The organism is Candidatus Finniella inopinata, assembly GCF_004210305.1.
Classification (GTDB): Bacteria; Pseudomonadota; Alphaproteobacteria; order Paracaedibacterales; family CAIULA01; genus Finniella; species Finniella inopinata_A.
This window is the reverse complement of the sequence record NZ_SCFB01000005.1, coordinates 215,615-227,510: the sequence shown is the minus strand read 5'-3', so window position 1 is coordinate 227,510 and position 11,896 is coordinate 215,615. Positions and strand designations below refer to the sequence as shown.

The 11,896-nt window shown below is 45.4% G+C and carries 12 protein-coding genes; 7 read left to right on the top strand and 5 right to left on the bottom strand.

The genetic code is table 11. The annotated features are described in order from the left end of the window. Positions 1–34: 34 nt before the first annotated feature. On the bottom strand, positions 35–580 hold the full coding sequence (locus EQU50_RS04650) for a hypothetical protein (protein ID WP_130153979.1): 546 nt from the start codon (positions 578–580) through the stop codon (positions 35–37). Between the two features lie 210 nt (positions 581–790). On the opposite strand from EQU50_RS04650, the gene EQU50_RS04645 reads away from it, so the two are divergent. Both EQU50_RS04645 and EQU50_RS04640 read left to right on the top strand, forming a co-directional pair. Beyond that, complete coding sequence (locus EQU50_RS04645; protein ID WP_130153978.1) at positions 791–2,065, top strand: D-alanyl-D-alanine carboxypeptidase family protein; 1,275 nt, start codon at positions 791–793, stop codon at positions 2,063–2,065. Further along, complete coding sequence (locus EQU50_RS04640; RefSeq protein WP_130153977.1) at positions 2,065–2,946, top strand: TIGR01459 family HAD-type hydrolase; 882 nt, start codon at positions 2,065–2,067, stop codon at positions 2,944–2,946. The genes EQU50_RS04645 and EQU50_RS04640 overlap by 1 nt, the downstream gene beginning before the upstream one ends. A gap of 5 nt (positions 2,947–2,951) precedes the next feature. Here EQU50_RS04640 and EQU50_RS04635 read toward each other — a convergent pair whose 3' ends face one another. Then, complete coding sequence (locus EQU50_RS04635) at positions 2,952–4,325, bottom strand: hypothetical protein (RefSeq protein ID WP_130153976.1); 1,374 nt, start codon at positions 4,323–4,325, stop codon at positions 2,952–2,954. A gap of 187 nt (positions 4,326–4,512) precedes the next feature. Here EQU50_RS04635 and murJ point away from each other — a divergent pair, with 187 nt between their 5' ends. From murJ to tsaD, 3 genes are all read left to right on the top strand, one after another. After that, positions 4,513–6,051 carry a murein biosynthesis integral membrane protein MurJ gene (gene murJ / locus EQU50_RS04630; protein ID WP_130153975.1) on the top strand — a complete coding sequence of 513 codons (1,539 nt, stop codon included), beginning with the start codon at positions 4,513–4,515 and terminating at the stop codon, positions 6,049–6,051. Between the two features lie 91 nt (positions 6,052–6,142). Continuing rightward, positions 6,143–6,367 (top strand): hypothetical protein, encoded by a 225-nt coding sequence (locus tag EQU50_RS04625; RefSeq protein ID WP_130153974.1) that lies wholly within the window; start codon positions 6,143–6,145, stop codon positions 6,365–6,367. 42 nt (positions 6,368–6,409) lie between these two features. Continuing rightward, a complete protein-coding gene (tsaD, locus tag EQU50_RS04620; protein WP_130153973.1) occupies positions 6,410–7,432 on the top strand; it encodes a tRNA (adenosine(37)-N6)-threonylcarbamoyltransferase complex transferase subunit TsaD in 1,023 nt (340 codons plus the stop codon). A gap of 19 nt (positions 7,433–7,451) precedes the next feature. Here the strand turns inward: tsaD and EQU50_RS04615 are convergent, their stop codons facing one another. Both EQU50_RS04615 and EQU50_RS04610 read right to left on the bottom strand, forming a co-directional pair. After that, positions 7,452–8,216, bottom strand: coding sequence for an ABC transporter ATP-binding protein (locus EQU50_RS04615; protein ID WP_130153972.1), 765 nt, complete (start codon positions 8,214–8,216; stop codon positions 7,452–7,454). Positions 8,217–8,218: 2 nt separating this feature from the next. Continuing rightward, positions 8,219–8,995, bottom strand: coding sequence for an MlaE family ABC transporter permease (locus EQU50_RS04610; RefSeq protein WP_130153971.1), 777 nt, complete (start codon positions 8,993–8,995; stop codon positions 8,219–8,221). Between the two features lie 432 nt (positions 8,996–9,427). Between EQU50_RS04610 and EQU50_RS08515 the strand changes: the two genes are divergently transcribed. Beyond that, complete coding sequence (locus EQU50_RS08515; RefSeq protein ID WP_242508822.1) at positions 9,428–10,285, top strand: hypothetical protein; 858 nt, start codon at positions 9,428–9,430, stop codon at positions 10,283–10,285. Then, on the top strand, positions 10,180–11,268 hold the full coding sequence (locus tag EQU50_RS08445; protein WP_420886600.1) for a CBM20 domain-containing protein: 1,089 nt from the start codon (positions 10,180–10,182) through the stop codon (positions 11,266–11,268). The genes EQU50_RS08515 and EQU50_RS08445 overlap by 106 nt, the downstream gene beginning before the upstream one ends. 20 nt (positions 11,269–11,288) lie before the next feature. Here the strand turns inward: EQU50_RS08445 and EQU50_RS04595 are convergent, their stop codons facing one another. Then, positions 11,289–11,876, bottom strand: a complete 588-nt coding sequence (locus EQU50_RS04595; protein ID WP_165380340.1) for a lysophospholipid acyltransferase family protein — start codon at positions 11,874–11,876, stop codon at positions 11,289–11,291. Between the last annotated feature and the right edge of the window lie 20 nt (positions 11,877–11,896).

Sequence of the window (11,896 nt, the reverse complement as noted above, 5' to 3'; positions counted from 1 at the left end):
TCCCATTTGAGAGAAGGGGGGCTAAAAACCAACCTTAAAACGTAATGCCATTTTCCAACATGATTTTCTTGGCGAATTCACAGTCTTTCTTAAGCCCGAAAGCCCCCAACCAGGCCCCGGCTACCACCAGATAATAATAGGCGTATTCGTCATGTTCTTTGGCGAACCTAAGCGCTGCAGATACATCTTTATCAAAGGAAAAATGACCCGTCATCATCCCCTCTATTTTTTTCAAAATGGCCCACGAAGCTTCCGTTTCCTGTGACTGCTCAATCATATTTCTAGCCGCAGCGTCACCATTTTTTGTTAGCAAAGCCGATAATTTTTTGTCTAGCTCCAACCAACAGTCTTCGGCCATTGATGTTTCATTCAGACCCCTCAAAATTTCTCCCCATTTTCGATTCAACGCAAGGGCTGTTGACCATTCTGATGTAAAGGCAAAAGTAACCGTTCGTCTTAAGGCTTGGGGGTAAGGGTTGCTATGAGGGGTGTTATTTTGGCCAGAATTTATATCAGCACCATTTGCTGAGGTCCACGGAACTGAGAGCAAAAATAGCAAAATACATGCTAAGGATTTCATGGTAAAAACCAAGCGTTCATAAAAAATAGACCTTTGTGCCGAAACACGCCTCATGTCATCAGATGGAAATAACTATCATCAACAGATTAGTGCGAAAAACATAAAGAAACCGTTAAAGCCCCTTACTCAAAATCTTGCTTTCTTATTCCCTCCCGCCTTCTTATCAGCTAAATTGAAGCCATAAAAGTTTGTGTCTTTCGGTTTTGTTGAATGAAAAAATGTTTCAAGTTTACTTTCCTTTCTGTTCTGTTAGCCTTATGGGCGACTGATCTTTTGGCAGCCCCTCAAAACAAGCCTGCCAAAACGTCCAAAACCACAAAAAACTCACCATCCCCAAAACAACCAATCGTGAAGGAAGAGGTTGGCAAGGCAGATTTCCCAAGCACCATAGGGCTTCCCGAAATTGAGGTGAAAGCCAAACAAGCCATTTTGATTGATGACCAAACGGGCACTGTCCTGATGGAAAAAAATGCCGACGATTTGATGCCGCCTGCTTCAATGACCAAGATCATGACAGCCTATTTGGTAGTTGAAAAAATCAAGGCTGGCGTTATTCAACCAGAAACCCTTATGACCGTCGGCAAAGAAGGCTGGCGCACCGAAGGGTCATCGATGTTCTTGAACATTAACGATCAGGTCTCGGTATTGGATCTTTTGAAGGGCGTTATCATTCAATCTGGAAACGACGCCAGCATTGTCTTGGCCCAGGGCCTTAGCGGATCAGAGGAAACCTTTGCTGCCGAGATGACCCAACGTGCCCATGCCTTAGGGGCGACCCACACCACCTTTAAAAACACAACAGGTTTACCACACCCAGACCATAATACAACGGCCCGTGATTTAATCATCTTGGCTCAACACGCCATTCATGATCACCCCGATTATTACAGTTTGTATGGTGAAAAAAGTTTTACCTATGGCAAAATCACCCAAGGCAATCGAAACCCTTTGCTGTACAAAAATATTGGCTGTGATGGCATTAAAACAGGTCATACAGATGCATCAGGATACGGCATGGTGGCATCTTGCGTGCACGACGGGCGCCGTTATATCCTCGTTGTGAATGGGCTGCCGTCAATGCAGGCCCGCGCTGACGAGGCGACCAAACTGATGAACTGGGCCTTTCATACTTTTGCCAGTGTCACTATTTTTAAAGCCCAAGACCTGGTTGAACAAATTCCCGTTTGGTATGGTCAAGAAAATACGTTGCCCCTGACCGTGGAAAAAGACGCTGTCGTCTTGATTCCCCATCTGGCTAAAAAAGATTTAAAAATCAAAGTATCCTATCAAACGCCGCTAGAGGCCCCTATTCAAAGAGGGACCGTAATGGGCAAAATAACTATCACCTCCGCCGCCTTGCCAAAACCGATGGAATTCCCCCTTGTGGCCGCCATCACCATTGAAAGAGCCGGGTTCTTTAAACGCATCAAAGATTCAATGACATATTTGATCTGGGGTATCCCCAAACAAGAAGGGAAAATCTGATGACGACACAACTTTCAAACTTTAACGGCCTTGCCGACACGTATGATCTGTTCCTGTTTGATTTATGGGGTGTTGTTCATAACGGCAAGGAACCGTTTTTGAACACCTTGGCATGTTTAAAAGATTTGAAAGACCAGGGAAAATCTGCGTTTTTATTGTCTAACAGTCCCCGTTTGGCGCAGCCAACGGCTGATCGGTTAACCCAAATGGGTATCCCCGCTGATTATTACCAAGGGGTCCATACCTCTGGCACAGACTGCCATAAAGCCCTGAGGGATCGCCCCGATGAGTTTTATAAATCCTTAGGAGAAAAGCTTTTCCATATAGGGCCTGGGACCTATACGCCCATTTTTGACACTCTCGATTACGTTTCCGTCCCTATCCTTGATCAGGTGGATTTTGTTTTAATCAGCGGCACGGTGGATTGGGTTGAGACTTTGGAAGAGTATGACCCCTTGCTGAATGCCGCCTTGGCCCGCAACCTGCCGATGGTATGCGCCAACGCGGATAAACAGGCCATTCATGGCAACGATCGGGTTTTGTGCGCCGGCCTGTTGGCGGAGATGTATGCCGAAGGCGGAGGCACCGTTCGAATCCATGGTAAGCCAAACCCAATAATGTATGAAAGGGCCCATGATCTGGCTCAACAGCAGTTGGGAAAAACTATTAAGAAGGACAAGATCCTTATGATTGGAGATTCATTAGCAACGGACATTAAAGGCGCCAACGCATACGGCATCGACAGTTTGATGGTTTTGACGGGCGTTCACGGGGCAGCGCTATTGCCGCATTGGAATCAGAAAGATACCTTTCAATCGCACCTGTCGGCCTTAACCACCACCTATCAGACAACGCCAACTTATGTGGTGGCCCAGCTTTAGGGGGTTTACATCCAACATTTGTAAGAGGCTGAATTCACATCCAAACGGTTCTTTTCCTCATGGGCTTTGGCCCTGATGTATTCAAACAAACTGGCTATTGAGTTGTCTCTTAGAACCAACCGGGTCACATGACGGTTTGCGGATAATAAAAAGGTGCTGCGTCCATGGGCATAAGACACATGTGATTGAGAAGACGCAAGAGTCAAAACTCCAGGCTTATCATGTTTGTAAAAAGCATAAATATTCAATGAATTAAGATAGGCTATAAGGTCAGCATAAGTAAGCCATTCTCCACCAAAGTTTGTTTTGAAAAGAAATTTATTAGTTTCTCTGCTAACTATTTCTTTCGCAGACGAAGAGGTTAATGTTTTTTTTAACGATTCCTTTAACTCTTTTAATTTTACGTCTGAAGTACGACTTTTAGAACTTTCAATTCCTAATTCTATTAAATATTTACTACAGTCCGGCGCACTATTTATGACTGAGCAAGCAATATCTCGTTCCGGCAATAACCATACATAGAAATCATAAGCGATGGAACTTTTCACTAAATCATCCAGCCTTGGATCACTATCCATGTTATCAACAATCTGTTCACCAAAATCGCTTCGGCCAAAATAACCATAAGGTCCTTGGCATCCATAAAATTGGCACGCACCATCAGGACTGATGGCATAGGCATCAAAGATATAATTTCCTGGTTTTAAAAAGGCGGACGCCTCAAAAGGGATGCCTTTAACAGTGTTCGAGCGAAAAGCTGCGTCTATGTGCTCTTGTGTTATCGTAACAGTAAACTGGGGGCGCTTTGGCTCTCCAGCTCTTTCCGCTTTACGGGTTTCAACCAAAGCAAATTTTTCTACCGCCAGATACGGGCGGACGTAAGCAACCCAATCGATTTGACGTAAATTTTTCTGAAAAATATCTTTCATCCAGGCAGGCATATGACGACTATTGGCGTCTCTGCCCAACAGCACAGAGATATCTGTTTGATCAAAAACGGGATTCTCTGCCAGCAATTGTGACGTGCGGGCTAAACAAAAAATCCAGCCATAATGAATTTGTTCTCTTTCTGACAGACTGCTCGGCAATCCATAAGCTGTTCTGCTGAATTTAAAATCGTAGGCACCGTCGATCAACATGGCCGCTGTTTCGGTGTTCACGATGGCTTCAATAATCTGCGCCCTTTCCTCAGCCGTCGCGTCTCTTTCAAGGGGACGTCCACTTAAACTGTGACGAAGCTGTCCAACTTCCCCCACAGCGTTGCTAACGCTTCTAACACTTTTCAACTGCTGACTTTTAACATGCAGCTCTTGAACTACAGTCTGTGCATTGACAAAATTTATATTAAAGAGAAAAAGAATGATTAAAATAAAAGCCATTTTCAAAAACCTATAACGAAGTATGCTTTACATATGGCTGATATTTTTTCGTTGTCAAGAAGAACGTATACGTTTGACTGTTCTAAAACTGATAGGCAGCAAGAAAAATACATTCCCCCATCACAATCCACTTGATTCCTTTTGAAACTGGATTATCCTGGGGTCCTTAGACTTAAGGAAACTCGTCATGAATCTGATACGGGCGGCAGCCACAGTGGGCAGCTACACAGCGATAAGCCGCGTTTTTGGCCTAATACGAGAGATTTTATTGTCTCATATCTTGGGTGCAGGCACCCTTGCCGATGCCTTTGTTGTTGCCTTTAAATTCCCCAATTTCTTTCGTCGTTTCTTTGCCGAAGGTGCCTTTAATGCCGCCTTTGTCCCGCAAATAGCAAGACGTTTGGCCAATAACGATGAGCAACTAGGACGGGCTTCGGCGAAAGATTTGGCACAAAAAGTCTTCTCATGCCTGGCATGGTTTTTATTCGTTTTTGTTTTGGTGGTGGAGCTGACAACACCCTACCTGATCCCGCTGTTAGCACCAGGTTTTGCAACCACCCCCGAACGCCTAGATCTGGCCATACAGTTCACCCGCATCACTTTTCCCTACATTTTATTTATTTCATTGTCCGCTTTGTTGGCGGGGGTTTTGAACTCCCTTCATCATTTTGCAGCCGCAGCGGCGGCACCCATTTTATTAAATTTGATGATGATTTCAGCCTTAATCCTGTACCCATACACCAATCTTGAACCAGGGACTGCGCTTTGTTGGTCTGTTTTTCTGTCGGGTTTAGTTCAATTCGGATGGCTTTATTGGATATGCCAGAAATTGGATTTTAAGTTTTGGCTTCAGTGGCCCCAGATAACCGACGATGTTAAAAAAGTTTTAAAGCTGATGGTCCCCGGCACCATTGGCGCTGGCGTCATGCAAATTAACTTGTTTATCGATATGATGCTGGCATCCTTATTGCCGACCGGATCGTTATCGTACCTTTATTATGCTGATCGCCTAAATCACCTGCCGTTATCGATTTTTGGCGTGGCAATTGGCACAGCCCTGTTACCATCCCTTTCAAAATGCTGGCGTCAAGGTGACGTTAAAAGGGCTTACCACCAACAAAACACGGCCTTGAACTTTGCCCTACAATTAACCATTCCGTCCACCATCGGCTTGATTGTGTTGTCTTACCCGTTGATTGATTTGATTTTCGGCCATGGCCATTTTTTGGTCTATGATGTTCAACAAACAGCCCCTGCCCTAGCCGCGTTCGCCTTTGGCTTGCCAGCCTACGTCATGGGTAAGGTTTTTGTGACCACCTATTTTGCGTGCGAGGATACCTCCACCCCTGTTAAAATAGGCCTGATTTGTGTAATAACTAATTTAACCTTAAACCTAATGTTCATGCCATTTTTTAAACATGTAGGGATGGCGATGGCAACTTCTTTGGCAGCCTGGGTCAACACCTTTTTGTTGGCCTTTTTCCTGAGAAGACGAAATTTATTCAGTTTTCCCAAGATCTTATTCTTGAACACACTAAAAACGACGGCCGTATCACTTTTGATGGGCGCCCTTTTGTTTTACAGCCAACATTGGGAACTCACCAACGCTTTAAAATCCATCTCTCGCATTTTAGAAATAGGGGTTTTGGTGGGCGTTGGGGCAGGCTTCTACTTGGCGATCGGCTACAGCGTTGGCATTCGACCTTTGAATAGTCTGAAATCTTAGTTCGCTTCCTCTTTTGTAATTGTGAAAAAAGGTTGGTGAGGAAAGTCTTTACACAGTATCCTTGTATCTGTTAACCAATCAAGGTTTTGCCATGAACACACATTTCGATATTCCGAAACCGTTAATAAACGCTTTAACTGAAGTATCACAACGTCTACACAAAACTGAAACAAAGGTTTTGATTGCAGCGTTAAAAGAGTATTTAGAAGATCAGGAAGAAGCCTTTGACAGATGGGTAAAAAGTGGGAAGAAGACCATTTCTTTTGAAGAAGTAATGAAAGACTGCGGACTTGATGCAAAAGACCTGGACGCTTAGCTTTACGCCAATTATTGCATGGAACGAAAGTTTTAGACTCTTATGAAAATTTTAGGTATCGAGACAAGTTGCGATGAAACGGCCGTGGCTATTGTACAGGCTCACGCCGATCCGGCCCAGCGTATTTTAGCCAACGTGGTCTTTTCCCAAATTGAGCAACACCAAGACTATGGAGGCGTGGTCCCAGAACTGGCGGCCAGGGCACACCTGGAATACCTGTCGCCCACGTTGCAGCAGGCCTTGAAACATGCCCATTTAAGTTTAGAAGATATGGATGCCATCGCAGTCACGGCCGGACCAGGCCTGATTGGCGGTGTCTTGGTTGGATTAATGACGGCAAAGGCGCTTGCCATGGCCCTTCGTAAACCTTTTCTGGCCATTAATCACCTGGAAGGCCACGCATTAACGCCGCGCCTCAGCCATGACGTCCCCTTCCCTTATTTACTGTTGTTGGTCTCTGGGGGGCATTGCCAGTTTGTCGAGGTTCAAAGTCTAGGCCGTTATCGCGTTTTAGGCTCCACCATTGATGATGCGGCGGGCGAAGCCTTTGACAAAGTGGCGCAATTGATGAATTTTGACTACCCCGGAGGACCCGCCCTAGAGAAAGCCGCCCAACAGGGCAATCCCAAACGATTTGACTTACCCCGCCCCTTAAAAGGTCGCCCGGGGTGCGATTTGTCATTCTCCGGCCTTAAAACGGCAGCTCGCATGGTATTTCAAAATTTTCCCCATCCGACACCGCAAGACATAAATGACATTGCCGCCACCTTTCAGCTGGCCGTTGTGGACAGCCTTATAAACCGAGCCGAACACGCGATCCAGATGCTTTCAGCCCCTGTCGATCATTTCGTGGTAGCAGGTGGTGTGGCGGCCAATCAAACTTTACGGGGTCAGCTTTCGACTTTATGCGGACGACAAGGCTTAACCTTTGTGGCCCCGCCCATTTCTTTATGCACCGATAACGCCGCTATGATTGCCTGGGCGGGACTTGAAAGATTTTCTTTAGGGTATACCAGTGATTTGGGAATCGGCCCAAGGCCCCGTTGGCCGCTGACGGATTTGTAATTACCCTCTTAAAGACCGGTTAACCATCCGTAAAGGGGCCATGGGGCAGGCCGTGGATGAATTGATTCACATAAGGGTTATCGGTCGCATCCATTTCAGCCACAGTTCCTGTCCAAACCAATTTACCCTGGAATAAAAGACCTACACGATCCGCAATTTTGCGAAGACTGTTCATATCATGGGTAATCGTGACCGCGCTGGCCCCTAATTTGCGGACACAGCGGACGATTAGATCGTTGATTGTGCTGCTGACAATCGGATCAAGGCCCGTTGTGGGCTCGTCAAAGAAAATAACATCAGGGTTGGTCGCAATCGCACGGGCAAGGGCCACCCGCTTTTGCATACCCCCCGATAATTCGGCCGGGAAAATATCAGCAACGTCTGGCGATAGATCAACAGCCTCTAATTTTTCCAGAGCAATTTTCCGGGCCTGGGATTTTTTCATGCCCCCACCCTGCACCAACCCAAAGGCCACATTCTCAGCCACGGTCATGCTGTCAAACAAGGCACCGCCTTGAAACAACATACCGATGTGGGTCAATAATTCCTGGCGCTGGGACGCTGATAACCGACTGATGTCTTGCCCTTTTAAATAAATTTTTCCACTGTCAGGTGACAAAAGCCCAAGAATGCATTTAATCAAAACCGATTTACCGCTGCCCGATCCCCCAATAACAACAAAGGATTCACCAGGGGAAATGTCCAAATCGATGCCGTCAAGGACGACTTTCGATCCAAAACTTTTTTTTAGGTTTTCAACGCGAATTAAAGAATTAGAAGTCATAATTAATGATCAAACAAAAAAATTGTGAGGGCATAGTTAAAAAACAAAATCAAGATCGACGCTGACACAACCGCATTGGTGGTTGCCCGTCCCACACCTTCAGCTCCGCGATTTGAATAATAGCCGTGGTAACAGCCCATCAAGCTGATAATCAACCCAAAGCAAGAGGCCTTGATCAACCCTGATTGCACATCATCCCATTCCAAAAATTTCCAGGTTTGGTCTATATAATTAGCCGAGTTGAAGCCAAGCTTGTAAACACCCACGATATACCCCCCCATGACGCCGATGATATCGGCTATAAGCACTAAAATGGGTAACATCGTCATGCCCGCAATCAGGCGGGGAAGAACCAGATATTTTAGGGGGTTCGTTGACAAGGTTGTTAAAGCATCAATTTGTTCCGTCACACGCATAGTTCCAATTTCGGCCGCCATCGCCGCACCAATGCGCCCTGCAACCATTAATCCCGCCAAAACAGGTCCCAATTCCCGCGTCATGGATAAAACAACAACCGTGGCAACTGCCCCCTCCGCTGAAAAACGTGAGAAACCGGTGTAGCTTTGCAACGCCAAGACCATGCCGGTGAAAATAGCCGTCATGCCCACCACAGGAAGTGAGAAATATCCGATATTGATCAGTTGGTTGATAAACTGACGCCCATACCAAGGAAAGCTGAATCCCTGACGCAAAGCCCGCAGGAAAAACAACGTGATATGACCACACAGATAAAGCATCGCAAGGGTGGCTTGTCCAATAGATATTAAAGCGGTTAGCACAGAAGGAACTTTTCTAAGGTTAAAATATCAACCCTACTATAAACGCAGCAACACCATTTCTTAAAGGAGAAAAAACTGCTGCAGCAATTCGCGGAGCAAATTAGATGCTGTGAAATTAAAAATATGGGTGCATAGGCGTTTTCTCAATCGACAGTTAAGATCAGGGAAGTAAATCAGAGAAACCTCTCACCTTTTGGGATTTCAAACCAATTTTGTTTTCCCCATCCCATTTTATTATCATTAATCATTTTCCAGATATGGCCGTTTCCCTGCGATTTTTGGCTGTCCGAGAGTTGCTGAAACTGCTGCCTCCCTTAGCCCTTAAATGTTAAAAAAAAGCTTAATTTTTATTAAATTTTTTTATATTAATCTTTTATTAAAAAACATTTGGTAATATAAATATATAAAATCAATTTTTTAGGAGTTTTTGATATGAAATTGTCTTATATTTGTCTAGGCCTTTATGCAGGAATAGGCGTTCTTACACAAGGTCATGCAGCAGGCACTGTGATCTTGGATGATGAAGCCTCTAGGTATACAAGCATTAGTGCTGCACTGGCTAAAGCTAAAACGAAAACACCCACCCTAAAACTTACGGTCGATCATAAGGAAGCCGGAAACATCGATCTTTCCACCTTTAGCCGAGTAACTATTGTTTCTGACTCCACCACAAACAGAACCATAACTCCTTCAGGAAAAGGGCTTCCTCTTTTTAAAGATGCCGACACCTACCCATTGACTCTGACACTTTCTGATGTGACCGTAACTGAATTTTCAGATGCTCGTGAAGGTTATGGAGGGGATATTGATGCCGGCACTGTCAATATAACCGTCGGCCCTGGGGCCGTAGCCTTTACAAAAAATACAGTTTCTAACGTAGACTATGCGGCAGCATTAGGCGGTGCCATAAACGGGGGAGACGTAATCCTTTCAGGCGATTCCAACCTTAACTTCATGGGCAACACCGTCAACGGTTCAGGTGGATGTGGGGGGGCTGTTAATGCGGACGGTTCTTTAATCTTTTCGGGCAGCAAAACCCAAACCGTCACCTTTGACGGAAATACTGTGAATGGTATTGGTGTCGCCGGAGGAGCCATTAGCGCCGGCAGAATAACAGGTACGGCCAAACACAACTTGTTTTTGTTGACAATACCATTACGGGCCGTGGCGCAGGAGGGGGTGCTATCTATGCTAATACGCTTACTCTTTCCAACCCAGCAACCTTTAGAAATAACAAGGCTACGGGGATTGGTTCCACAGGGGGCGCTATTTATTCTAATCGTGCCGTGACGCTGACCAACACTCAATTTACCGGAAATTCGGCAAGCCTAGGGGGGGCGGTGTTCATACAGGATCCTAAAGTTGCCTTCACTTATACTGTCAGCGATGCAAACCCAGTTATACTGAACCCAGCAAAATTGCCTGCCCAAAAAGGTGACAACGACTTGGCTTGTGCCGATGCTTCCGTCCAGTTCATCAAAAATGGATCCGGAACGTTGGTTGTGAATACTAACAACACAGGTTGGAAGGGAAGCACGACCATCTACGCCGGCACATTTTTTGTTGGTCAAGGCACATCAACTGCCGGAACCCGTTATCCCAATCCCACATGGGGGAATGCAGGCTCAAAGGCCCTCTTTTCGGTTGAAACCGGCGCTACTTTCGGAGGATATGGCACCATTAACGCGGCTAGATTGACTTTTAACCCCAACAGCACGTGGGATTTGTCTGCGACAAACCCTTCCAGCTTTTTGACCGTAAATGGGGGGCTTACCCTTGACTCCGCCATGAATTTTGACCCACTAACACCACTCAGCTCCTTTCCGCCTGCTGGTTATACCGTGGCAAGTTATTATGACCTAATTGTTGGCACCACACGCACCACAAGCCCCCAAGTCTTAACAACATTCAACGGAAAATTGGGAACTGGCCTCCAGCTGAGTCATACTGGTACATCAGCACCCTATAAGCTCGTCCTTAAAAAAATCACCACTGTTAGCTTTACGGTACAAAATGCTGAAACCGCTTTGGGACAAAACCTCTACCTGGTTGGTTCTACGCCAGAATTGGGAAGCTGGAATCCTGCCAACGCGCTTTTGATGTCACCCAGTTCTTACCCAACATGGACAATATCCGTTCCTATTTCAGGAGACCTTTCTCAATCAAGCTATAAATTTATTAAACAATACGGTAAGACAGATAAAAATCCACAATGGTTGGGTGGAGATAACCTGACGCTTGGATCCACGATGTCAAGTCATAACTGGCAATAACGAAAAGAGGACCCCTTCCTTTAAATCAATTTCTCACATGCCGATTCTATATCATTTTTCAGGCGTGCCATAAATTCCTCCCTCTTTAACCCAGGGAGGATAGGGGGCAAGAATTCGATGGTCACTTGCCCCGATCTTTTAATCCAAGACCGACGTCCCCACAACAATCCTGAATTCAAGGCAACGGGTAAAACAGGAATATTTAAATCGGAATAAAGAAGGCCGACACCCGGTTGATAGGTACCAGGTACACCTGGAGAAGTTCGAGTCCCCTCTGGGAAAATTAGAATTGACTGATTCTGTTGAACAGCCTGTCGAGCTTGAGTCAACAAAGTCTTAATACTTTGCCGTCCCGCTTGGCGGTCAATAAAAATCATATTTGATTTCTTAAGGTATAAACCAAATAACGGAACCTTCCTCAGTTCACTTTTCAAAACAATTGTAAAGGAATCAAAAAAAGTCCCCAACGCTATGGTCTCCCAAGCTGATTGATGTTTACAGGCCACAAGACAAGGCCCCAGTTTTAAGGCTGCCTGCAAATGTTCCGCCCCTTTCACTTGATGGGTTAATCCAACAATATTCTTTACAAGGAAAAGAAGTAATTCCATTTGCCCCTTTAAAATTTTCA

Bases quoted from the DNA above. Each gene is read 5' to 3' on its own strand.
- EQU50_RS04615 (WP_130153972.1), bottom strand. From the start codon at position 8,216: ATGACTTCTAATTCTTTAATTCGCGTTGAAAACCTAAAAAAAAGTTTT.
- tsaD (WP_130153973.1), top strand. From the start codon at position 6,410: ATGAAAATTTTAGGTATCGAGACAAGTTGCGATGAAACGGCCGTGGCT.
- EQU50_RS04595 (WP_165380340.1), bottom strand. From the start codon at position 11,876: ATGGAATTACTTCTTTTCCTTGTAAAGAATATTGTTGGATTAACCCAT.
- EQU50_RS04635 (WP_130153976.1), bottom strand. From the start codon at position 4,325: ATGGCTTTTATTTTAATCATTCTTTTTCTCTTTAATATAAATTTTGTC.
- EQU50_RS04650 (WP_130153979.1), bottom strand. From the start codon at position 580: ATGAAATCCTTAGCATGTATTTTGCTATTTTTGCTCTCAGTTCCGTGG.
- murJ (WP_130153975.1), top strand. From the start codon at position 4,513: ATGAATCTGATACGGGCGGCAGCCACAGTGGGCAGCTACACAGCGATA.
- EQU50_RS08515 (WP_242508822.1), top strand. From the start codon at position 9,428: ATGAAATTGTCTTATATTTGTCTAGGCCTTTATGCAGGAATAGGCGTT.
- EQU50_RS04625 (WP_130153974.1), top strand. From the start codon at position 6,143: ATGAACACACATTTCGATATTCCGAAACCGTTAATAAACGCTTTAACT.
- EQU50_RS04645 (WP_130153978.1), top strand. From the start codon at position 791: ATGAAAAAATGTTTCAAGTTTACTTTCCTTTCTGTTCTGTTAGCCTTA.
- EQU50_RS04640 (WP_130153977.1), top strand. From the start codon at position 2,065: ATGACGACACAACTTTCAAACTTTAACGGCCTTGCCGACACGTATGAT.